Annotated in this window: 19 protein-coding genes; 16 read left to right on the forward strand and 3 right to left on the reverse strand. The window is 64.4% G+C overall.

Annotated features, from left to right (window positions below):
- Positions 1-269: 269 nt before the first annotated feature.
- Genes parE through AC6LJY_RS17160 form a run of 4 tightly spaced genes read left to right on the forward strand, consistent with a single transcriptional unit; the run spans position 270 to position 6456 of the window.
- Positions 270-2231, forward strand: a complete 1962-nt coding sequence (gene parE, locus AC6LJY_RS17145; RefSeq protein ID WP_046803714.1) for a DNA topoisomerase IV subunit B — start codon at positions 270-272, stop codon at positions 2229-2231.
- The gene (locus AC6LJY_RS17150) at positions 2231-2839 is read left to right on the forward strand and encodes a YcxB family protein (RefSeq protein ID WP_219992031.1); all 609 of its coding nucleotides are present in this window, start codon (positions 2231-2233) and stop codon (positions 2837-2839) included. The genes parE and AC6LJY_RS17150 overlap by 1 nt, the downstream gene beginning before the upstream one ends.
- Positions 2840-2884: 45 nt before the next feature.
- Positions 2885-5215 carry a DNA topoisomerase IV subunit A gene (gene parC, locus AC6LJY_RS17155; RefSeq protein ID WP_046803712.1) on the forward strand — a complete coding sequence of 777 codons (2331 nt, stop codon included), beginning with the start codon at positions 2885-2887 and terminating at the stop codon, positions 5213-5215.
- 29 nt (positions 5216-5244) lie between these two features.
- The gene (locus AC6LJY_RS17160) at positions 5245-6456 is read left to right on the forward strand and encodes a DUF418 domain-containing protein (RefSeq protein WP_498136413.1); all 1212 of its coding nucleotides are present in this window, start codon (positions 5245-5247) and stop codon (positions 6454-6456) included.
- 13 nt (positions 6457-6469) lie between these two features.
- On the opposite strand, the gene AC6LJY_RS17165 is transcribed toward AC6LJY_RS17160, so the two are convergent.
- Both AC6LJY_RS17165 and AC6LJY_RS17170 read right to left on the reverse strand, forming a co-directional pair.
- Positions 6470-7816 (reverse strand): aspartate aminotransferase family protein, encoded by a 1347-nt coding sequence (locus AC6LJY_RS17165; RefSeq protein WP_498136414.1) that lies wholly within the window; start codon positions 7814-7816, stop codon positions 6470-6472.
- A 32-nt stretch (positions 7817-7848) separates the two neighbouring features.
- Positions 7849-8790 (reverse strand): MurR/RpiR family transcriptional regulator, encoded by a 942-nt coding sequence (locus AC6LJY_RS17170; protein WP_498136415.1) that lies wholly within the window; start codon positions 8788-8790, stop codon positions 7849-7851.
- A 288-nt stretch (positions 8791-9078) separates the two neighbouring features.
- Between AC6LJY_RS17170 and AC6LJY_RS17175 the strand changes: the two genes are divergently transcribed.
- The 6 genes from AC6LJY_RS17175 (at position 9079) to AC6LJY_RS17200 (ending at position 14013) form a co-directional block, all read left to right on the forward strand.
- The gene (locus AC6LJY_RS17175; RefSeq protein WP_046803710.1) at positions 9079-9630 is read left to right on the forward strand and encodes a MarR family winged helix-turn-helix transcriptional regulator; all 552 of its coding nucleotides are present in this window, start codon (positions 9079-9081) and stop codon (positions 9628-9630) included.
- Positions 9627-10187 carry a diaminobutyrate acetyltransferase gene (gene ectA / locus AC6LJY_RS17180; protein ID WP_498136416.1) on the forward strand — a complete coding sequence of 187 codons (561 nt, stop codon included), beginning with the start codon at positions 9627-9629 and terminating at the stop codon, positions 10185-10187. The genes AC6LJY_RS17175 and ectA overlap by 4 nt, the downstream gene beginning before the upstream one ends.
- 128 nt (positions 10188-10315) lie before the next feature.
- Positions 10316-11623 (forward strand): diaminobutyrate--2-oxoglutarate transaminase, encoded by a 1308-nt coding sequence (gene ectB, locus AC6LJY_RS17185; RefSeq protein ID WP_498136417.1) that lies wholly within the window; start codon positions 10316-10318, stop codon positions 11621-11623.
- Positions 11620-12024 carry an ectoine synthase gene (locus AC6LJY_RS17190; RefSeq protein ID WP_006218546.1) on the forward strand — a complete coding sequence of 135 codons (405 nt, stop codon included), beginning with the start codon at positions 11620-11622 and terminating at the stop codon, positions 12022-12024. The genes ectB and AC6LJY_RS17190 overlap by 4 nt, the downstream gene beginning before the upstream one ends.
- 15 nt (positions 12025-12039) lie before the next feature.
- Entirely contained in the window at positions 12040-12966 is a 927-nt protein-coding gene (gene thpD, locus AC6LJY_RS17195; protein WP_046803707.1) for an ectoine hydroxylase, read from the forward strand.
- 174 nt (positions 12967-13140) lie between these two features.
- Positions 13141-14013 carry an MOSC domain-containing protein gene (locus AC6LJY_RS17200; RefSeq protein ID WP_046803757.1) on the forward strand — a complete coding sequence of 291 codons (873 nt, stop codon included), beginning with the start codon at positions 13141-13143 and terminating at the stop codon, positions 14011-14013.
- Positions 14014-14064: 51 nt separating this feature from the next.
- Here the strand turns inward: AC6LJY_RS17200 and sugE are convergent, their stop codons facing one another.
- A complete protein-coding gene (gene sugE, locus AC6LJY_RS17205) occupies positions 14065-14382 on the reverse strand; it encodes a quaternary ammonium compound efflux SMR transporter SugE (protein WP_046803706.1) in 318 nt (105 codons plus the stop codon).
- A gap of 211 nt (positions 14383-14593) precedes the next feature.
- Here sugE and panD point away from each other — a divergent pair, with 211 nt between their 5' ends.
- From panD to AC6LJY_RS17235, 6 genes are all read left to right on the forward strand, one after another.
- Positions 14594-14962 carry an aspartate 1-decarboxylase gene (gene panD / locus AC6LJY_RS17210; protein WP_498136418.1) on the forward strand — a complete coding sequence of 123 codons (369 nt, stop codon included), beginning with the start codon at positions 14594-14596 and terminating at the stop codon, positions 14960-14962.
- A 70-nt stretch (positions 14963-15032) separates the two neighbouring features.
- Positions 15033-16079, forward strand: a complete 1047-nt coding sequence (locus tag AC6LJY_RS17215) for a CDP-6-deoxy-delta-3,4-glucoseen reductase (RefSeq protein ID WP_219992036.1) — start codon at positions 15033-15035, stop codon at positions 16077-16079.
- A gap of 177 nt (positions 16080-16256) precedes the next feature.
- Positions 16257-17513: a D-amino acid dehydrogenase gene (locus AC6LJY_RS17220; protein WP_120154622.1), complete on the forward strand. Its 1257-nt coding sequence runs from the start codon at positions 16257-16259 to the stop codon at positions 17511-17513.
- Positions 17514-17517: 4 nt separating this feature from the next.
- Positions 17518-18858: an extracellular solute-binding protein gene (locus AC6LJY_RS17225; protein WP_314359988.1), complete on the forward strand. Its 1341-nt coding sequence runs from the start codon at positions 17518-17520 to the stop codon at positions 18856-18858.
- A 215-nt stretch (positions 18859-19073) separates the two neighbouring features.
- Positions 19074-20048: a TrbG/VirB9 family P-type conjugative transfer protein gene (locus AC6LJY_RS17230; RefSeq protein WP_314359991.1), complete on the forward strand. Its 975-nt coding sequence runs from the start codon at positions 19074-19076 to the stop codon at positions 20046-20048.
- Positions 20045-21634, forward strand: coding sequence for a type II secretion system protein GspD (locus AC6LJY_RS17235; protein ID WP_498136419.1), 1590 nt, complete (start codon positions 20045-20047; stop codon positions 21632-21634). Before AC6LJY_RS17230 ends, AC6LJY_RS17235 begins: the two co-directional genes overlap by 4 nt.
- The last annotated feature ends 2 nt before the right edge of the window (positions 21635-21636 follow it).

Consider the following 21636-nt stretch of genomic DNA (forward strand, 5'->3'; position numbering starts at 1 on the left):
TTCTTGTATGTGGAATGGGCTAAAGCATACCACTGTCAATAACAACAGGCATACCACTGTTAATAACAACAGGGTTTGCTGGTTTTGTGTAGGATGTTGCGGCGCAGTCGTTTGCGATCCGGGCCATCAAGCCCTGACGCGCCGGCTGTGACTGTCATCATCCTACCGAATTCGGAGTTGGTCAGGTCGTGCGCAACCCACCGGGAGCCGCGCAGAATCTAGGCTTATCCGTAAAATGTCGGTTTTTTTCCACAGATGTTGGGGATAACTTGGCCACTCCACGTTACACCGAGGCGTCCATTCGCGTCCTGAAGGGGCTGGAGCCCGTGCGCCAGCGCCCGGGCATGTACACCCGCACCGAAAACCCCCTGCACGTTGTGCAGGAGGTCATAGATAACGCCGCAGACGAGGCCTTGGCCGGCTACGGCAAACAGATACAGGTCACGCTGCACAGTGATGGCAGCGTGTCCGTCGAGGATGACGGCCGGGGCATCCCCGTCGGCCTGCATCCCGAAGAAGGCGCGCCCGTCGTCGAATTGGTCTTCACCCGCCTGCACGCGGGCGGCAAGTTCGACAAGGCGGGCGGCGGCGCCTATGCCTTTTCGGGCGGCCTGCACGGGGTGGGCGTTTCCGTCACCAACGCGCTGGCGACCCGGCTTGAAGTCGTGGTCTGGCGCGACGGCGCGGTCAACCGGCTGGTGTTCAAGGGCGGCGACGTTGCCGAACCCCTGGCGCCGTACGACCAGGGCGGCCGCAAGAAGTCGGGCACCCGCGTGCGCGTCTGGCCCGACGCCAAGTACTTCGACAGCCCCAATATTCCGCTGGGCGAACTGACGCACCTGCTGCGCAGCAAGGCCGTGCTGCTACCCGGCGTGAAAGTCACGCTGGTCAACGAGAAAAGCGGCGACACCAAGACGTGGCAATACCAGGATGGCTTGCGCGGCTACCTGGCCGAAGCGCTGACCGGCGCCGAACTGATGGTGCCGTTCTTCGAAGGCCAGCAGTACGCCGGGGCCGACCACGAGAACTTCGCCGAAGGCGAGGGCGCCCAATGGGTCGTGGCCTGGACCGAAGACGGCAACGCCGTGCGCGAGTCCTACGTCAACCTGATCCCGACGCCGGCCGGCGGCACGCACGAATCCGGCCTTCGCGAAGGCCTGTTCGGCGCCGTGAAGGGCTTTGCCGAATTGCACAGCCTGTTGCCCAAGGGCGTGAAGCTGCTGCCCGAAGACGTGTTCGCCCGCGCCAGCTTTGTCTTGTCGGCCAAAGTGCTGGACCCGCAGTTCCAAGGCCAGATCAAGGAACGGCTGAATAGCCGCGATGCTGTGCGTCTGGTGGGCGGCTTTGCCAAGAGCGCGCTGGATCTCTGGCTGCACAGCAACGTCGAATACGGCAAGAAGCTGGCCGAACTGGCAATTCGCCAGGCGCAGGCGCGCCAGCGCTCGGCCCAAAAGGTCGAAAAGCGCAAGAGCTCCGGTGTGGCCGTGCTGCCCGGCAAGCTGACCGATTGCGAATCCAGCGATGCCAGCCGCACCGAAGTGTTCCTGGTCGAGGGCGACTCCGCGGGCGGGTCCGCCAAGATGGGGCGCGACAAGGAATTCCAGGCCATCCTGCCGCTGCGCGGCAAGGTGCTCAATTCCTGGGAAGTGGACCGCGACCGGCTTTTTGCCAATAACGAAATCCACGACATTTCGGTGGCGATCGGCGTAGACCCCCACGGCCCCAACGACACGCCGGACCTGTCCGGCCTGCGTTATGGCCGCATCTGCATCCTGTCGGACGCAGACGTCGACGGCTCGCATATCCAGGTCTTGCTGCTGACGCTTTTCTACAAGCACTTTCCGAAGCTGGTCGAAGCCGGCAACGTGTTCGTGGCCAAGCCGCCTCTGTTCCGGCTGGATGTGCCCGCGCAGGGCAAGCGCCCGGCCCGCAAGATCTACTGTCTGGACGAAGGCGAGCTTGAAGCCGCGCAAGACAAGCTGCGCAAGGAAGGCGTGCGCGAAGGCGCCTGGTCCGTCAGCCGCTTCAAGGGCCTGGGCGAAATGAACCCGGAACAACTGTGGGAAACCACCATGAATCCGGACACGCGCCGCCTGCTGCCCGTGGGCTACGGCGATCAAACCCCCGAAGACACCACCCGCATGTTCGACATGCTGATGGGCAAGGGTGAATCCTCGCAGCGCCGCGCCTGGATCGAGGAAAAGGGCAACCTGGCAGAGCTGGACATCTGATGACGTCCACCTTGCCCGACCCCGCTTCCGACTCCGCCCGCATGACCGTCGACATGACGGCTGACGACTACGCCGAGTTCGCCGCCTATGTATACCGGCGGCCCGAACTGCGCCGGCGTCGGTATCGTTCGCACCTGCGCTTTGGCGTGCTGATGATCGTGGCGCTTTTTGCCTACCTGGTCTGGCAGACCTGGGACGGCAAGGGGCCCAACTGGTCGCGGATGCTGCCCGTGTATTTCGAAGGGCTGGCGGTCGGCCTGGGCATTCTGGTGCTGTTGGCGCTGGCGTATGAATTCGTCCTGCCACCGCTGGTCCGGATGAACACGCGCCGCATGCTCAAGAAGCAGCCCGACGACCTTTTCCTGGGACGGCATCAGCTGGACTTTGGCCCCGACGGCATTCTAGATACCACCGGCAGCGCTTCCGGCCGGATGGAATGGTCGGATATCCGCCGCGTCGAGGAAACGCCGCAGCACCTGTACGTCATTCTGGGCACCTTGCAAGGCGTGATCATTCCCAAGCGCGGCCAGGACGCCGCCACGCTGGCAGCGGTGCGCGCCCAACTGCGCGCGCATGTCGCCGACACCCAGCTGGCCCCCTCCGCGTAAGGGCGCATTGACGCCGTTTCGATGAAATTGTCTACCTGAATAACCATGACCGACAGCAATCAACCCGGCCTGTTCGACCCCACCCCGCCCGATGGCGACGGCGATGCCAATGCCGCCATCACGCTGGCGCGCTACGCGGAACAGGCTTATCTGGACTACGCGGTGTCCGTGGTGCGCGGCCGCGCCTTGCCCGACGTGGGCGACGGGCAAAAGCCCGTGCAACGCCGCATCCTGTTCGCCATGCAGGCGATGGGGCTGGCCGCCGGCGCCAAGCCGGTGAAGTCCGCGCGCGTGGTGGGCGACGTGCTGGGTAAGTACCACCCGCACGGCGACCAGGCGGCCTATGACGCCATGGTGCGCATGGCGCAGGACTTCTCGCTGCGCTATCCGCTGATCGACGGCCAGGGCAACTTCGGTTCGCGCGACGGCGACAACGCCGCCGCCATGCGATACACCGAGGCGCGCCTGACGCCGATCGCCAAGCTGCTGCTTGATGAGCTGGATGAAGGCACGGTCGACTTCGTGCCCAACTACGACGGCAGCCAGCAAGAACCGCAAATGCTGCCCGCGCGGCTGCCCATGATGCTGCTGAACGGCGCATCCGGCATTGCCGTGGGCATGGCCACCGAGGTGCCGCCGCACAACCTGCGCGAAGTGGCGCAGGCCTGCGTGGCGCTGATCAAGCATCCGCAACTGCCGGACGCCGAATTGCACGCCATGATTCCCGGCCCCGACTTTGCCGGGGGCGGCCAGATCATCACGCCGGCCGCCGATATCGCGCAGATCTACGGCGCGGGCCGGGGGTCCCTGAAGGTGCGTGCGCGCTGGCAGTTCGAAGAAATGGCGCGCGGCCAATGGCAGCTGGTCATCACCGAATTGCCCCCGGGCACCTCGGGCCAGAAGGTGCTGGAAGAGATCGAGGAAATCACCAATCCCAAGGTCAAGTCCGGCAAGAAGAGCCTGACGCCCGAGCAGACCCAGGCCAAGGCCGTGATGCTGAACCTGCTGGACGCCGTGCGTGACGAGTCCGGCAAGGATGCGGCGGTGCGTCTGGTCTTCGAACCCAAGACCTCGCGCGTGGACCGTGACGAATTCGTCAACACGCTGCTGGCGCAGACCAGCATGGAAAGCAGCTCGTCGATCAACCTGGTGTGTATCGGCACGGACGGCCGGCCGCGCCAGAAGGGCCTGCGCGACATCCTGGTCGAATGGGTGGCGTTCCGCACCAACACCGTGGTGCGCCGCACGCGTTTCCGCCTGGACAAGGTCACCGACCGCATCCACGTGCTGGAAGGCCGCATGCTGGTCTACCTGAACGTGGACGAAGTCATCCAGACGATCCGCGAATCCGACGAGCCGCGCGCGGCGCTGATGGAACGCTTCAAGCTGTCCGAGCGCCAGGCCGAAGACATTCTGGAAATGCGCTTGCGCCAGCTGGCTCGCCTTGAAGGCTTCAAGATCGAGCAGGAACTGGCCGACAAGCGCAAGGACCAGATTTCGTTGCAGGAACTGCTGGACAATCCGACGACGCTCAAGCGCCTGCTGATCAAGGAAATCGAGGCCGACGCCAAGCAGTATGGCGACGACCGCCGCACGCTGATCGAAACGGCCGAACGCGCCGTGCTCGAAACCAAGGTGCTGGACGAACCGGTGACGGTGATCGTGTCGCAAAAGGGTTGGCTGCGTGCACGTCAGGGCCACGGCCACGATGCCGCGCAGTTCACCTTCAAGCAGGGCGACGACCTGTACGGCGCCTTCGAATGCCGCACCACCGATACGCTGATCGCCATGGGCGACAACGGTCGGGTGTATTCGGTGCCGGTCGCGGGCTTGCCCTCGGCGCGGGGTGACGGCCAGCCGGTCACGACCATGATCGATCTGGAATCCGGCACGCGCATCGTGCACACGATCGCGGCCGCGCCTGAATCGCGTTGGCTGTTGGCTACGCGCGGCGGCTATGGCTTTGCGGCCAAGCTGTCCGACATGGTCAGCCGCCAGCGCGCCGGCAAGCAGTTCATCACGCTGGAAACCGGCGATGAAATGCTGCGCCCGGTGCCCTTGTTCGACGGCGCCACGCAACTGGCGCTGCTGTCGGCCAAGGGCAAGTTCCTGGTGTTTGGGCTGGACGAATGCAAGTCCTTGTCGGGCGGGGGCCGTGGCACCATCCTGATGGGTCTGGACGCGTCCGACAAGCTGGACCAGACCGTGCCGATTGGCGCTCGCGGCCTGCGCGCCACGGGCATCTATCGCAACAAGCTGACCGAAGACATCCTGGTGGGTGACGCGCTGGCGCCGTATGTGGGCAAGCGCGCGCGCAAGGGCCGTCAGCTGGACGTGCGCCCCAAGCAGCCGGTCTTGTCGCCCGTGCTGGGGTAAGGCCACAGGCCATGCCGGGGCGCGCGCCCATGACTCACGCCGCCGCGCATGCCATGCCCGCCAGCCGCCTGGCGCACGTGGATGCGCTGCGCGGCTTTGCGCTTTTCGGCATCCTGGTCGTGAACATCGGCGTTTTCTCGTCGCCGTTCTACGGCGCGGGCATGGCCGATCCGACCTACTCCCGTCCGCTGGACTTGGTGGTGCGCTGGCTGATTGCCTGCCTGTTCGAAACCAAGTTCTACCTGCTGTTTTCCTTTCTGTTCGGCTACAGCTTCACGTTGCAGATGGCGGCGGCTGAACGCAGCCGGGCAGCCTTCGCCCCGCGCTTCGTGCGACGGCTGGCTGGACTGGCCGTGCTGGGCGCACTGCACGCCGTGCTGTTCTACCAAGGCGACATCCTGCTGACCTACGCCTTGTTAGGCCTGGGCTTGCTGGCGTGCCGCCGGATTGCACTCCGGCATGCGCTGCACACCGCGCTGTGGCTGATCGTGCTGGCCGCAACGGCGTGGGGGGTGCTGGGCCTGCTCAGTTTCCTGGACCCCGTGCCCGCCGGCTACGAGGCGCAGTACTGGGCCGACGCGCTGGCGTCCATCGAGGCGTATCGCGGCACGATTGGCACAACCATCTCGCAGCACATCAAGGAATTAACGACCTCGGTGTGGTTCATGGTGTTGTTCGTGCAAGGGCCGTTCGTCTTCGCGATGTTCCTCGCCGGTTACGCGCTGGGCCGGCGCCAAGCGCTGGCCGACCCGTGGCGGCAACCGCGCGTGCTGTGGCTGCTGTGCGCGTTCGGCTTGCTGCCCGGCCTGGCGGGGTCGGCGTTGTATGCGACCTCGTCCCTGCCGTTTGCCGGTGCCGCCTGGGAATTGCCCGGGCTGGCGGTGGACTTGCTGACGGCGCCGCTGTTAAGCATGTCGTACGCCGCCGCGTTTCTGCTGGCGTTCCGTACCCGCGCATTGGGCGGTTTGGCGGCGTGGCTGGCGCCGGCAGGGCGGATGGCGTTAAGCAACTACCTGATGCAGTCGGTCATTTGCGCGTTCCTGTTCACCGGCTGGGGGCTGCGCCTGTTTGCGTCGGTGTCGCCGCTGGCAACCGTGGGCATCGCGGCCGCCATATTCGCCGCGCAGCTGCCGTGGTCCGCATGGTGGTTAAAGCATCACGCATACGGCCCCGTAGAGTGGTTTTTGCGCGCGCTGACCATCGGGGCGTTGCCGCCTTGGCGGCGCGCGCGAGCGGGCTGATCGGCATACCGGATCACACGTCGCGGCGGACCGCGTTCAGCGCCGTGTCGATGGCGCCAACCAGTCGTTCGGTCAGTTGGTCCAGCTCGTCATCGGAAATGATGAACGGCGGGGCCAGCAACACGTGGTCGCCCTGGCGCCCGTCGATGGTGCCGCCCATCGGGTACACCATCAGCCCCTGCGCCATGGCTTCGCGCTTGATGCGCGCGTGTAGCGCCAACGCGGGGTCGAAGGTCTGCTTGGTGGCGCGGTCTTGCACCAGCTCAATCCCCATGAACAGACCTCGCCCGCGGATGTCGCCCACGTGCGGATGCTGGCCCAGCGCCTGCTCCAGCCGCTGTCGCAGACCCGCGCCTTGTTCGCGCACGCGTTGCAGCAGGTTGTCGCGGCGGATCACGTCTTGTACGGCAAGCGAGGCCGCGCAGGCGATGGCGTGGCCCAGATAGGTGTGCCCATGTTGGAAGAAGCCGCTGCCTTGCTGCATGGCGTCCACGATGCGCTGTTGGACCATCACGGCGCCAATGGGCTGATAGCCGCCACCCAGGCCCTTGGCGATGGTGATGAGGTCAGGCACGATGCCTTCCTGTTCCACCGCGTACAGCGTGCCCGTGCGGCCCATGCCGCACATCACTTCGTCGGCAATCAGCAGCACGCCGTGGCGGTCGCAGACCTCGCGCACGCGCTTGAAGTAGCCGGGCACGGCGGTGACGGCGCCGCTGGTCGCACCCACCACTGGCTCGGCCACGAACGCCATTACGGTGTCGGGGCCCAGCTTCTCAAAGGTCTGTTCCAGTTCCCGCGCCAGGCGTTCGCCGTACTGCTCGGCGCTTTCGCCGCTTTGCTGGTCGCGATACGCGTAGCAGGGCGACACGTGCTCCACGTCTATCAGCAGCGGCGCGAATTGCGCGCGGCGCCACGCGTTGCCGCCTACCGCCAGCGCGCCCAGCGTGTTGCCGTGGTAGCTCTGGCGGCGCGCCACGATATGGCGCCGTTGCGGTTGGCCGATTTCCACAAAGTACTGCCGCGCCATCTTCAGCGCGGCCTCGACCGCCTCGGACCCGCCCGACACGAAGTACGCGTGCGAAATGCCCTGCGGCGCGTCCGCCACCAACCGCGCGGCCAGCTGTTCGGCGACGTCGGTCGTGAAGAAGCTGGTGTGGGCATAGGCCAGCGCGTCGATCTGGGCGTGCATGGCGGCCTGGACGTCGGGATGGTTATGCCCCAGGCACGACACGGCGGCGCCGCCGGAACCGTCCAGGTACGCGCGGCCGGCGCTGTCGTGGATCCACACGCCTTGGCCTTTGACGGCGACAGGGGGCGTCTGGCGTAGGGAACGATGCAGAACGTGGGAGTGGCTCATGGCAATCCGTTTGGCAAAGGTGAGGGTTGAAGTCAGCCGGGGCGGCGGGACGTTGGGGCGGTCCAATAGACGTTGTCGGCGCGCAGGCGCTGTTCCACTTCGGTCAGGCGGTTCAGGACGTCCGCGCCGCCGCGAGCCGTCAACCTGGCGATCAGATGTTCGGCCAAGCCGAGCAAGCCGGCGGTGGTGTGAAAGAACGAGCCGGGGCCTCGGCGGGCCGGGTTCGCCCGCACGCCGTCGCGGTCGGGCGGGGCGAAGCGCAGCGTGTGGCGTGCGTCCACGGCCAGCGGCGACAAGGGGTCGTCGGTCAGGGCGATCAGCGCCACGCCCCGCTGCGCCGCTTGGCGTGCCAGTTGCACGGTGGCGGTGGGGTAGGGCGCTTGCGAGATCACGATGAGCGCGTCGCCAGCGTCCAAGCCGTCGGCCTGTTCGGCTGGCGCCCCGCCCAGGCCGTCGATCAGCACGCTGTTACGGCGCACCAACTGATAGGCGTAGCGCATCTGGAACGCGATGCCGAAGGCGGAACGCGTGCCCAGAAAGCCCACCTGCCGCGCGTTCAGCAAAGTCTGGACGGCAGCGTCGAATGCGGACGCCTGGTTCAGGGCGCACACTGACGTCACCGCCTGGACCTGGTAGTCGGTCAAGACATCGTGGCCCGGCGTGGCGGCATCGCCGGCCGCTGCTTGCAGCGCGGCGGCGCGATCACGCAGGCCGGGCTGGGCTTGGCCGCTATTGCCGGCAAGCGCTTGTTGGAAAGGCTGTCTAAATGCTTCGTAGCTGGAATATCCCAGCGCCCGCGCCAGCCGCAGCATGGTGGCCGGCGCCACGCCGAGCGCCTGGGCTTGACGCCGCATCGACCACAACCCCACTTGCGCCGGATGCGCCGCCACCCAATGCGCCGCGCGTTGCAGCTCCGGTGGCAGTCCTTCCATTCTTTGCTGCAAGGTCGGGATGAGGTCAGGGGGCAATGACATGTGGGTAAGGCCGGGATGTACCGATTAAAAACAAATGATATATCCGCGGATTTAAATAAAACAATTGTTTTTTTCCTCGGCATTTCTCGTGCGGCGATGCTGTTCTAGCCCACGCGGCCGCTCCTTGAGCACGCCACTTGCTCCTCTCGCAAGTCCGGGAAATTTGCTTATATCTTCTGCAAATCCGTGTTCATTTATTTACATCGTGCGCGGGATTTTTGTTTGACGCGAATACATCGGGCGCATATCATTCGTGTAGAAATGAATTTGACCGAACCTTTCTCTTCCATGACCAGCCCCGCGAACACTGATCCCTCCCAGCAGTACGACCTGCGCATTTTGCGAGCCCTGCGCCGCATCACGCGTTCGATCGCATTGCACTCGCGACAGTTGTCCGCGGTCAGCCATATCACTGCTCCGCAGTTGATGTGTCTGCGCACGGTAATGGCCAATGGCCCGATGACGGCCACGGCCATCAGCCGTGAAATGCATGTCAGCCCCAGCACGGTGGTTGGCATCCTGGACCGCCTGGAAGACAAGGGTTTGATCCGCCGTGAACGCGGCCGCGAAGATCGCCGCATTGTTTTCGTTACTGCCACGGACGCCGGCCGCGAATTGGCCCAAGGCGCCCCGTCTCCCCTGCAAAAGCATCTGGCCGACGCATTGAACGCGTTGCCCGAGCTTGAGCAAGCCACCATCACGCTATCGCTGGAACGCATCGTGGCGCTGATGGAGCAGGAAGGGCAGGCAGTCGCAGCGGAACCGCACGGCGATGTATCGTCGCCCATCCTTGAAGTGCCCACGGGCGGGGCACCCCCAGAATCGGGAATCGTTGCATGAAGAAAAACGAACTGGACACCCCCCATCTCTCAAGTGCCGTGGCGCCGGCGGTTCGCGCGCAGACCCATACGATGCGTCTGCCCACCCGCAAAGACGGCGCCGCCATTCACCAGCTCATTTCCGAGTGCCCGCCGCTCGACCTGAATTCCCTCTACGCCTACTTGCTCCTTGGTGAGCATTTCAGCGACACCTGCGTCATCGCCGAAAGTGCCGGCGGACGTATCGACGGTTTTATCTCCGCTTATGTGATCCCGACCCGCCCCGACGTGTTGTTCGTCTGGCAGGTTGCGGTGCACACCCGCGCACGCGGCCATCGGTTGGGCCGCGCCATGCTTCGCGACCTCTTGCAACGCAAGGGGCTCGAGCATGTTCGATATCTTGAAACCACGGTGGGGCCTGACAACCAGGCATCGCGCCGCAGCTTTACCGGCCTGGCCGGCGAGCTTGGCGCCCACGTTTCCGAACAGCCGTTCTTCGACCGGCAATTGTTTGGTGGCGCGGACCATGACGACGAGATGTTGTTGAGGATAGGCCCGTTCGCATTGCCTGCCCCGTAGGGCAGCGCAACCCCAGCGGACTTATCGAAATTACCGGGATGGCAATGCCTGTCCGAATGCGTTCACCGCATCCGGAGGGATCGTGCCGTCTATTCGACTTATGAGATGAAAAAGGGAGGATTGATCATATGGACTTGAAAATCTTTGACCGGATGGAATCCGAAGTGCGGGGCTACATTCGGTCGTTCCCCGTGATATTCAGCCAGGCCCGCGGCTCGACGCTGATCGACGAAGACGGCACCGAGTACATCGATTTCTTCAGCGGCGCAGGCACGCTGAACTACGGCCACAACAATCCTGTTCTCAAGGAAAAACTGCTGGAGTACGTGCAGGCGGACGGCGTCGTCCACGGCCTGGACATGGCGACCAGCGCGAAGAAGCGTTTCCTGGAGACGGTGGATCGCGTGCTGCTCAAGCCGCGCAACTGGCAATACACGCTGCAATTCACCGGCCCCACCGGCACCAATGCCGTGGAAGCCGCGCTGAAGATCGCGCGCCAGGTCAAGGGCCGTTCGAATGTGATTTCGTTCACGCATGGCTTTCACGGCGTCAGCGGCGGTTCGCTGGCCGTGACGGCCAACATGAAGTTCCGCGAAGCGTCCGGCTATGCGCTGGGCAACACCACGTTCATGCCCTATGACGGCTACTTCGGCCCCGACGTGGACACGATGGCCTACCTGGAACGCATGCTGGAAGATCCCAGCAGCGGCATGGACAAGCCCGCCGCCGTCATCGTTGAAACCGTGCAGGGCGAAGGCGGCGTCAACGTTGCCACGCTACGCTGGCTGAAAGAGCTGGAAAAGCTGTGCAAGCGCCACGACATGCTGCTGATCGTGGACGACATCCAGGTGGGCTGCGGCCGTACCGGCACCTTCTTCAGCTTTGAAGCCGCCGGCATCCGCCCGGACATCATCACGCTGTCCAAGTCGCTGTCTGGTTTCGGCCTGCCGATGTCCTTGGTGCTGATGAAGCCCGAGCTGGACATCTGGAAGCCGGGCGCCCACAGCGGCACGTTCCGTGGCAACAACCTGGCGTTCGTCACCGCCACGCAGGCCTTGGAAACCTATTGGGCCAACACCGCCTTCACGGCCGACATCCAGCGCAAGGAACGCACGGTGCGTGACTGGCTGGAAAACCTGGTCCACAGCTATCCCAACGCGGGCCTGTCGGTGCGCGGCCGTGGTTTGATCCAGGGCCTGGTGTGCAACACCACCCCCGCGCTGGCCAACCGCATCGCGCAGCAGGCATTCCAGAAGGGCGTCGTCATCGAGACCTCGGGCGCGCATGACGAAGTGCTCAAGCTGCTGCCGGCGCTGACGATTGAAGAAGATCTGTTGAGCAAGGGCCTGGACATCATCGAGGCCAGCGTGGCCGACGCGCTGGCAGAAGAAGGCCAGTCCGCCCGCATTCTTAAATTTGGAGGAAAACGTCAATGATCGTACGCAATGTCAAAGATGTGATCGGCACCGCCGACGAAGTCCGTACCGACACCTGGGTCAGCCGCCGCGTGCTGCTCAAGAAGGACGGCATGGGCTTTTCCTTCCACGAGACCACCATCTTTCCCGGCGGCCGCACGCACATCCACTACAAGAACCATCTTGAAGCGGTGTGGTGCATTGAAGGCGACGGTTCCATCGAGACCATCGCCGACGGCAAGAAGTATGACTTGGGCCCCGGCGTGGTCTACGCGCTGAACGAACACGACGAGCACTGGCTGTGCGGCGGCAAAGAGCCGCTGCGCGTCATCTGCGTCTTCAACCCCCCGCTGACCGGCCAGGAAGTGCACGACAAAGAAGGCGTCTACGCCTTGCCTGAAGCCGAAGCCAAAGCGGCTTGATACAAGGAGGTTCGCATGATCTCACCTGCAAAGGATCCGTACGCCTCCCGTACGGACCGGGGCTCCGCCATCATTGCCCGCCAGGACCCGGTGGTCTATGGCGACGGCAAGTACGCCAACGCCTTGTCCGGCGAACAGGTCGGGCAATATGAGCGCGACGGCTTTCTCTTGTTGGAAAACCTGTTTTCCGAAGAAGAGATCCGCGCGCTGTCCGCCGAGGTCGAGCGCATGACGCGCGACCCGTCGATCATCCGGCGCGAGGAATCCATCACTGAACCCGGCAGCAACGCCGTGCGCTCCATCTTCATGGTGCATGTGTTGAACCCCGTGCTGTCGCGCCTGGTGCGCGACCCGCGCCTGGTCAACGTGGCGCGGCAGATCCTGGGCTCCGAGGTATACATTCACCAGTCGCGCGCCAACATGAAGCCCGGCTTCAAGGGCAAAGAGTTCTACTGGCACTCGGACTTCGAGACGTGGCACGTGGAAGACGGCATGCCGTCGATGCGCGCGCTGAGCTGCTCGGTGCTGCTGACCGACAACAACGAGTGCAACGGCCCGCTGATGCTGGTGCCCGGCTCGCACCGCCAGTTCATCTCGTGCGTGGGCGAAACCCCGAACGAGCACTACAAGCAATCGCTGAAAAAGCAGGAATACGGGGTGCCGGACCCGGTCAGCCTGCAATTGCTGGTAGAGCAGGGCGGCATCCGCTCGATGACCGCCAAGGCGGGTTCGGTGGTGTTTTTCGACTGCAACACCATGCATGGCTCGAACAGCAATATCTCGCCGTGGCCGCGTGCCAATGTCTTCATGGTCTACAACAGCATGGAGAACACCTTGAACCCGCCCAAGTACGGCCTGACGCCGCGCCCCGAACATATCGCGACGCGCAAGGGCTTCAAGGCGGTGACGCCGCTGGATACGCTGAAGCTGGTGGGCGGCTGATCCGCCGCGTTCAGCCCGCCGCGTCGGACCTTGGCGGGTTGTACCTCCCACACCGAAACCCGGGCCTTGCCCGGGTTTTTTCATGCGCGGTGCGGCGCCTGAAATTCGACTGATGCCGGCGTCTGCTCTCTGCTATTCTTGCGCGGATTCCCCTCACGCCAAAGCGATGCCGCCATGTCCGCCCGTATCCTGAGCTTGCACATTTACCCAATCAAATCCTGCGCCGGCATCGATCTGGCGGAGTCGCCCATCGACCGGGCCGGCCTGGCTTACGACCGCCGCTGGATGCTGATCGGCGCCGATGGGCAGTTCATGACGCAGCGCCAATGGCCGGCGATGGCCCTGATCCGCACGGCGCTGACCGCCGATGCGCTTCGTATCAGCGCGCCCGGCATGCCCGATCTGGACGTGCCCCTGGATGAATCCGGCATCGAGCCCGGGGCGCAAACCGTGGCGGTCTGGGCCGACACGATATCGGCGCGCCACGAAAGCGCCGCCACGGGCCAATGGTTTTCGGAATTCCTGAAAACGCCGTGCCGCTTGCTGAAAGTGGACAGCGCTGCCGCGCGCAACGCCAAGCCCGACTGGGTATCGCGCTGGGTGGATGCGCATCCCGATCTGGCGGACGCCTTCGTGGGCGACCACCACTTCGGCTTTGCCGATGGGTTCCCGCTGCTGATCGCCAACCAGGCCTCGCTGGATGACTTGAACGCGCGCCTGCAAGCCAAGGGCGTGGCGCCGGTGCCCATGGACCGTTTCCGGCCCAACATCGTGGTCGAGGGCGAATGGGAACCCTTCGAGGAAGACCATACCGCCATGATCACGGCAGCGGGCGTTCGGATGGCGTTCGTCAAGCCGTGCACTCGTTGCTCGATTCCCGACATCGACCAGCGCACCGCCCAGCAGCACGACGAGCCCGGCCGTACGCTGGCGGGCTATCGCAATCTGGATATCGGGGTGGTGTTTGGCCAGAACGCCATTCTGGACGCGCCGGCCGGCGCGCGCTTGAAAGTCGGCGACGCGGTCGAGATCGAACTGGATTTCTGACCGGTCGCCGGGCCGGGGTGTCTTCGGTCACGCCGAAGACACCTGTGCGGATTACGCCGAAGACAACTTCAGGCCGATCAGACCCAGCACAATCAGGGCCACGCTGACGATGCGCATCCAGCTCGTGGACTCGCCGAACAGCACGATACCGGCCACGAAGGCGCCCACGGTGCCGATGCCCACCCACACGGCGTAGGCGGTGCCCAGCGGCAGCGTTTTCATGGCGACAGCCAGCAGCCACACGCTGATGGCCATGCCGCCCGCGGTAATCAGGGACGGCCAGAGGCGGGTGAAGCCATGGGTGTATTTCAGGCCCACGGCCCAGACGATTTCAAACAGGCCCGCTAGCACCAGGATGATCCAGGTCATTGACGACTCCTTCTGTTGCGCTGCCGGCATTGCGCCGGCAATAAGGGGTCGTCCCCGGATAAAAAAACACCGGTCGTTTGACCGTGCGCAGCAACGGGCCGTCCCGCTGCGGCAAAAATTATAGAATACCGGCTTCCAACGGCAAAACCGGATGCCGGGCATCACTTAAGCAACACGTCGCGGACCGGACCGCGAACCAGGAATTTCCATCATGCAACGCATCATGCTGCGGGCAAAGCTACACCGCGTCACGGTCACCGAAGCCGATCTTCACTACGAAGGCTCATGCGGCATCGACGAAGACCTGCTGGACGCTGCCGGCATGCGCGAGTTCGAACGCATCGAACTCTACAACGTCACCAATGGCGAACGCTTCGACACCTACATCATCAAGGCGGCCCGCGGCAGCGGCGCCATCTCGCTGAACGGCGCGGCCGCGCGCCGGGCCCAGGTGGGCGATCTGTTGATCATCTGCACCTACGGGCCGATGTCCGAAGAAGACTCCGCCAAGCACAAGCCGCAGGTCGTGCTGGTGGACGGCGCGAATCGCGTCAAGGAAATTCGCAAGTTCCCGGCCTGAGGCCGGGCCGGGCAACGCGCCATTTCGGCCTGGCCGGATGGCGCTTTCGTCAACCCTGAACCATTTCATCATGAGCTTCCAGGTCATCATCCAACCCAGCAAGCATCAATTCCCGGTTGAGCCCGGCCAGACCGTGCTCGACGGCGCCTTGGCCGCCGGCATCGTGCTGCCCTACAGCTGTCGCAATGGCGCGTGCTCCACCTGCAAGGGCAAAGTGGTGTCCGGGGAGTTCGACGCCGGGCAATATCCCGCCCAGATCCTGTCGCCGGAAGAACTGGCCAACGGCTACACGCTGTTTTGCCAGGCGCGGCCCGCGTCCGACATGGTGGTTGAATCCACCGAAGTCCGGCTGGCCAGCGACATCCAGATTCGCAAGCTGCCGTCGCGCGTGCAGACGCTGGAACGCGTGGCGCCCGATGTCACCGTGCTTAAGTTGCAACTGCCTGCTTCCGAGCAGTTCCGCTATTACGCCGGGCAGTACATCGAAGTCATCCTGAAAGACGGGCGTCGTCGCAGCTATTCGATGGCCGGTGCGCCGCATACCGGCAGCCCGCTTGAACTGCACATCCGGCACATGCCGGGCGGGCTTTTCACGGACCATGTATTCGGCGCCGGCACCACGCAGATGAAGGAACGCGAGATCCTGCGGCTGGAAGGGCCGTTCGGCTCTTTCTTCCTGCGCGAAGACAGCAACAAGCCCATCGTGCTGCTGGCTAGCGGCACGGGCTTTGCGCCTGTGAAGGCCATCGTCGAGCACATGATCCACAAGAGCATTGCGCGCCCGGTCACGCTGTACTGGGGCGGCCGCCGTCCCCAGGACTTGTACATGGACGCACTGGCGCAGTCCTGGTCGGGCCTGCTGCCGAACTTCAAGTACGTACCGGTGGTGTCCAATGCGCTGCCCGAAGACGGCTGGTCGGGGCGCACCGGCTTCGTCCATGAAGCCGTCATGCAAGACATCGCGGACCTGTCCGGCCATCAAGTCTATGCCTGCGGCACGCCGCTGATGGTGGATGCCGCGCGTCGCGAATTCAGCGTGCAGAACGGGCTGCCGCCGGAAGAGTTCTACGCGGATGCCTTCACGTCCGAGGCCGACCTGGCGAAAGCCGCGTCGTAAATCGGACCACGGGAATCATCGGGGGGGAATTCACAGGCTGAAAAGCTTCGTGACTTCCGCCCCTTTTTTATACGTAGGCGAAGGCAAATCGGCGGGGTAAACTGCCTTCGCAGCGGCTTGCCAAAGGGGCGGACATCGGGTCCGTGGCCGACTTGGCATGCAAGGAGCAATGCGGGCATGAAAGTAGCGGTATTGGGTAGCGGCATTATCGGAATCTCCAGCGCCTGGTGGCTGAACCAGGCCGGCCACGACGTTGTGGTCATTGATCGCTGCACCGGTCCCGCCCAGGAAACCAGCCTTGCCAATGGCGCGCAGATTTCGGTTTCCTATGCCGAACCCTGGGCCAATCCGCAGGCGCCGCTCAAGCTGCTCAAATGGATGTTCCAGGACAACGCGCCCTTGCTGTTCCGGCCGCAGCTGGACTGGCGTCAATGGATGTGGGGCCTGGCCTTCCTGCGTGAATGCCTGCCGGGCCGGCTGGCTCCGAATATTCGGGCCATGGTGCGCATGGCCGAGTACAGCCGCGCCACGCTGCGCAGCATGCGCGCCGAACTGGGCATCGAATACGACCACCTTGAACGCGGCATCCTGAACTTCTACCGCGATCCCCACGAATTCGAAAACTCGCAACGGGCCGCCGGCCTGATGCGCGATTTCGGCGTCGAGCGCCGCGTGGTCACGGCAGATGAGGTCATCGCCATCGAACCGGCCCTGGCCCCGCACCGCCAGACCATCGTGGGCGGTGATTACACGCCTGAAGACGAAAGCGGCGACGTCCACTTGTTCTCGGTCGCGCTGGCCGAACGCTGCGCCCGCGCCGGCGTCGAATTTCGCTACAACACGCGAGTCACGCGTTTGCTGACGCAAGGCGGCGCCGTGCACGGCATGGAAATCATTGAACCCGATGGCCGCTACGGCACCCTCTCGGCAGACGCGTATGTCGTCGCGATGGGCAGCTTCAGTCCCAATCTGCTGCGTCCCTTGGGCATCCCGTGCAACGTGTATCCCGCCAAGGGCTACTCGGCGACCTTCCCGGTGCTCAAGCCGGAAGCCACGCCTACGGTCAGCCTGACCGACAGCAGCCATAAAATTGTGTTTTCGCGTCTGGGCGACCGTCTTCGCATGGCCGGCACCGCCGAGCTTTCGGGATATTCGCGCAGTCTGAACACCGGCCGTTGCGAAGCCATGACGCGCCTGGCGCAAGAACTTTTTCCCGACGCGCTCGATTTCGAACGCGTCAGTTATTGGTCGGGCCTGCGCCCGTCCACTCCCTCGAACGTGCCCATCATCGGCCGTAGCCGCATCCCCAACCTGTATATCAACACGGGTCACGGGACGCTCGGCTGGACGATGGGCGTTGGCTCGGGCCGGGCTTTGGCCGATCTGCTCAGCGGACGGCGGCCGGAACCGGAATTTCCTTTTCTTGGTCTGTGAACCTATGAAGAATCTGCAATTGGCGGGCGTTGCCCGCGCGATGTTCGCCAGCCGGCGTGCATGGGTCTTCGGCGCCGCGATGGCGCTGGCGGGGGTGGCTAACGCCGCACCCGTGGAAATCCAGGTCTGGCACACACTGTCGGACGCCAACAAGGCCGAGTTCGAAAAACTGGCCAAGCAGTACAACAAAGAGCAGGACCAGGTCAGCGTCAAGCTGCGTGGTTTCGCCTCGCAAGAGGCGCTGGAACAGGAAGCCGCATCGGCCGCCAAGGCCAAAAAGGCGCCCAACCTGGTCCAGCTGACGGATAACCATTCACCGGAAGTCGTGGCGCAGCACAAAGCCATCATGCCGATGTACGAACTGCTAGCCAAGTACCCGATCAAGGACCTGAACTGGTTCGTGCCGGCCACCAGCAGCTTCACGCGCGACAGCAAGGGCCGCCTGCTGGCGTTCCCGTGGATGGCCGAAGTGCCGGTGATGTTCTACAACACCGCCGCCTACAAGAAGGCCGGGCTTGATCCCAACAACCCCGCGCGCACCTGGAACGGCCTGCAAGCCGAACTGCTGAAGCTGCGCGACGTGGCCGACATCGATTGCCCCTACGCGTCCAGCGACCAGGTCACCGTGCACCTGGAGAACCTGGCCCCGATCAACGGTCAGCAATTCACCAGCAACAACAACGGCCTGGACGCGATCACGAAGAAAAGCGCCGCGCCCGCGATGCAGTTCGACACGCTCTACATGCGCCACATCTCCCTGATGGTCAGCTGGAAGCGTTCGTTGCTGTTCATGGCGCACACGGGCGACGCGTCGGCCGACAAGTTGTTCGCCAAGGGTGAATGCGCGGTGCTGACCGCCAATTCCGGCGCATTCGGCACGTTCCTGAACACCAAGTCGCTGTCGTTCGGCGTGGCGCCGGTGCCGTACTACGACCAGGCCACCAAGGCTGCCGGCCAACCGTTTGTCAGCGGTTCGGCTTTGTGGGCGCTGGAAGGCCGCCCGCAATCCGAAGAAAAGGCAACGGCTCAGTTCCTGGCCTGGCTGTCCAAGCCGGTCGTGGCCGCCGAATGGCATCAGCGCACGGGCTTCCTGCCCCTGACCGAAGCCGCGTTCCGCGCGTCTGACGTCTCGTTCTACAAGAGCATTCCGGGCGCACAGGCCGTGATCGCGTCGATGAGCAACCGTCCGGCCAGCAACAGCCGCGGCTTCCGCATGGCCAACTACGCGCGCATCGAACCCGTTCTGAACCAGCAACTGAACGACGCCTTCGAAGGCAAGGTTCCGCCCGTGTCAGCATTGAACAATGCGGCCTCGCAGGCGCGCAGCATCGCCGCGCAGCGTTAAGCGACAGGCCAGGCCCGGGCAGCGCTGAAGCTGCCTGCCGCCACCGCAAAAACCCGGTCTTTCAGACCGGGTTTTTTTTCGTCTTCGGCACGCCTGTCCCGCAGGGTGGATCAATCCATCCATGCGTACATGCCAGTCTGGCGGCCCGCTTTGCACTCGTCCACCATGCCGTTCATGCGTACCGATTCCGGTGCGCCTTCAGCTTGCGGTGAGGCATGGTTCGAATCATTTTCCTGGTGGCAGGCGTGTCTTGCCTGGGGGCTTGCACTGGCTGGCCCGCCAATGATGGCGCCGGTGTGGGGTGGCAGCCTGCCGGGTCCGCTGCGCGCGCGTTTCGTTTTGATTGGCGCTTGTCTGGCGACCCGGCGGTTGCGCCCATGCAGGTGTTCGACGACGGCAAGGACGTCTGGCTGCAATTCGCGCCGGGGCAACCTTTGCCCGCTATCTTCGGTGTGCGAGCAAATGTTGAACACGCGCTGCCCTATACGCGGCGCGACCCTTATGCGGTGGTGGCGGGGGCGTGGGACGCGCTGCGGTTTCGCGGCGGGCGCTTGATGGCGCGCGCTGAACGCGAAGCCCGACGCGACACCCAACGCGACACCGAACGCGCAGCCGATGTTGCGGCCGCGCCAGGCGCACCGGTTTCGATGTCGGCAGAAGCCGCCGTCGCCGTACCGCTCGCGGGCGTAGGGCAACTGGCGGGTAAAGGGCCATTGGGCACGCGTGATGCGCCTGTGCTTGCGGCTTCTTTGCCCGGCGATTCCAAGGCAGACATTTCAACGGCGGGCGCTGTAACGGCAGCTGTTTCAAGCGGAGCCGCTTCAACGTCAGACACTTCAATTTCAGGCGTATCCCTATCCGCCATTCCAAGCCCAAATGCGGCTGCCGCCGTCAGCAGGTATCGGGCCGCACCCCCGGACACTACGCTGCGCGCCGTGCTGGCGCGGTGGGCCGGTGATTCGGGCTGGACCTTTCGCCCGCAACACTGGGCTGTCGACGTCGACATTCCCCTGTCCGCCTCGGCCGATTTTTCCGGCGACTTCAAATCCGCTGTCCGCGAATTGCTGAGCGCCACCGAGCTGGCCGACAAGCCCTTGCAGCCTTGCTTCTACGGCAATCAGGTCCTGCGGGTGGTGCCGCTGGCCCAATCGTGTTCGCGGGCCGCGCCTGCGCAAGGGAGTGGGGCATGAACCGGCTTCAATGGTTTGGGGTGGCTGCCACTTGCGCGCTAGCTGGCTGCGCGGCAACGGAGCAGGTGGCGCACTTGAATCGGGCGGCGATCGAACGGCTTGATGTTGTCTCCGGCCATCACCGCGCGTTCGCCCAGGGCTTGTCCGACCGCCAGGCGCGCATCGCCGCGCAGGACGTGGCGGCGCCGTGGGTGGCCGGCACGCCGCAACCCTTGGCACGCGACGTGTCGCTGCCGCCCGCTTTGCGCGAGAACGTGCCCACCACGTTGATGCTTGCGGACGACGCCGATCTTTTCGGATTGGCGCAACGCCTGGGCGCTGCCACCGGCATCCCGGTGCGGGTGCAACCCGAAGCGTTGCTGCCGCTGGAGCAATTTCTGCCGCGTCTTGCCGTAACGGGCGGCTTGTCCGTGCCGGCGCCGTACCGCATGGAAGTCCGGGACGGCCCCTTGCCGCTTGCCGACTTGCTGGACGCGTTGGCCGCGCGCTTTTCGGTGCATTGGCGATACGTGCGCAACGCGCTGGAGTTCTACCGCACCGAGACGCGCGTGTTCGACGTGCGCGCGCTGTCGTTGGCAAGCGCGGTCGACGTGCGCCTGGGCAGGTCCGGCAACGCAGACGGTGAGGGCTTCGAAAGCACCTCCAGCACCACGTTGGCGGCCAAGGAACACAACGCGCTGGCCGTGCTGCGGGCCAGCATCGCGCCGTTCCTGACGCGGTCGGGCCTGATTGCCGATGCGGTGGACGGCGCATCGTCCCTCGTCGTCACTGACACTCCCGACGCGTTGGAGCGCATCGCGGTCTTCCTCGAACGCGAAAACAAAGCCATGACGCGTCGCGTGCGGCTTGTCTTTGAAGAAATCACCGTCATTGTCAAGCAATCGGCCTCGGGTGGCCTGGACTGGAACGCGCTATACGCGGCGGCGGGGGCTTCCGCGCGCTACGCCATGCCGGCCGTGGCGGCTGCGGGGGCAAGCACGCTTGACGTGTCGGCGGGGCGGGGCGCCTGGCAAGGGTCGCAAGCGCTGGTGTCTGCGCTGAGCACAATGGGCGCGATCGTCCGGCACAACAAGGTTCCGGTTTTGACGCTTAACCGGCGCCCGGTCACTCATGCCATTCGCACCACGTTTTCCTACATCGATCGCGTACAAAGCACCGCGGTGCCGGGCACCACGGCGGGGGGCGCCAACGGCACGTTGCCGGCCGTGTCCATCACGCAAAAAGAAGAAACCGTGGGCTCGTTCCTGACCCTGGTTCCTGATATCCAGCATGACGGCCAGATCTTGCTGTCCGTGGCGTATGACAACGCGGTGGCGCAACCACTGAAGACCATCACCTTTGGCGAGCGCGGCAATCAGGTCCAGGTGCAGCAGATCACGATTGACGGCAATGGCACGGTTCAGCAAATAGAGCTGCGGCCGGGGCAACCCGTGATTTTGTCCGGCTTTGACCGCAGTACCGACCAGCATGCAGGCCAGCGCCTGGCCCCGGGGCTACCGCTGATCGCCGGCGGGCACGACAGCGCCGAGCAGGCGCGCGAGACGACGTTGATGCTCGTCACCGCCCAAGTAGAAGAGGGGTACTAAGC

This window comes from Achromobacter sp. RT286_PF (assembly GCF_059760425.1).

Coding starts and splice junctions, on each gene's coding strand:
- parC (WP_046803712.1), top strand. CDS start 2,885: ATGACCGACAGCAATCAACCCGGCCTGTTCGACCCCACCCCGCCCGAT.
- ectA (WP_498136416.1), top strand. CDS start 9,627: ATGAAGAAAAACGAACTGGACACCCCCCATCTCTCAAGTGCCGTGGCG.
- thpD (WP_046803707.1), top strand. CDS start 12,040: ATGATCTCACCTGCAAAGGATCCGTACGCCTCCCGTACGGACCGGGGC.
- AC6LJY_RS17200 (WP_046803757.1), top strand. CDS start 13,141: ATGTCCGCCCGTATCCTGAGCTTGCACATTTACCCAATCAAATCCTGC.
- AC6LJY_RS17160 (WP_498136413.1), top strand. CDS start 5,245: ATGACTCACGCCGCCGCGCATGCCATGCCCGCCAGCCGCCTGGCGCAC.
- ectB (WP_498136417.1), top strand. CDS start 10,316: ATGGACTTGAAAATCTTTGACCGGATGGAATCCGAAGTGCGGGGCTAC.
- AC6LJY_RS17230 (WP_314359991.1), top strand. CDS start 19,074: ATGGTTCGAATCATTTTCCTGGTGGCAGGCGTGTCTTGCCTGGGGGCT.
- AC6LJY_RS17220 (WP_120154622.1), top strand. CDS start 16,257: ATGAAAGTAGCGGTATTGGGTAGCGGCATTATCGGAATCTCCAGCGCC.
- AC6LJY_RS17225 (WP_314359988.1), top strand. CDS start 17,518: ATGAAGAATCTGCAATTGGCGGGCGTTGCCCGCGCGATGTTCGCCAGC.
- AC6LJY_RS17150 (WP_219992031.1), top strand. CDS start 2,231: ATGACGTCCACCTTGCCCGACCCCGCTTCCGACTCCGCCCGCATGACC.
- AC6LJY_RS17190 (WP_006218546.1), top strand. CDS start 11,620: ATGATCGTACGCAATGTCAAAGATGTGATCGGCACCGCCGACGAAGTC.
- panD (WP_498136418.1), top strand. CDS start 14,594: ATGCAACGCATCATGCTGCGGGCAAAGCTACACCGCGTCACGGTCACC.
- AC6LJY_RS17165 (WP_498136414.1), bottom strand. CDS start 7,816: ATGAGCCACTCCCACGTTCTGCATCGTTCCCTACGCCAGACGCCCCCT.
- sugE (WP_046803706.1), bottom strand. CDS start 14,382: ATGACCTGGATCATCCTGGTGCTAGCGGGCCTGTTTGAAATCGTCTGG.
- AC6LJY_RS17215 (WP_219992036.1), top strand. CDS start 15,033: ATGAGCTTCCAGGTCATCATCCAACCCAGCAAGCATCAATTCCCGGTT.
- AC6LJY_RS17235 (WP_498136419.1), top strand. CDS start 20,045: ATGAACCGGCTTCAATGGTTTGGGGTGGCTGCCACTTGCGCGCTAGCT.
- AC6LJY_RS17175 (WP_046803710.1), top strand. CDS start 9,079: ATGACCAGCCCCGCGAACACTGATCCCTCCCAGCAGTACGACCTGCGC.
- AC6LJY_RS17170 (WP_498136415.1), bottom strand. CDS start 8,790: ATGTCATTGCCCCCTGACCTCATCCCGACCTTGCAGCAAAGAATGGAA.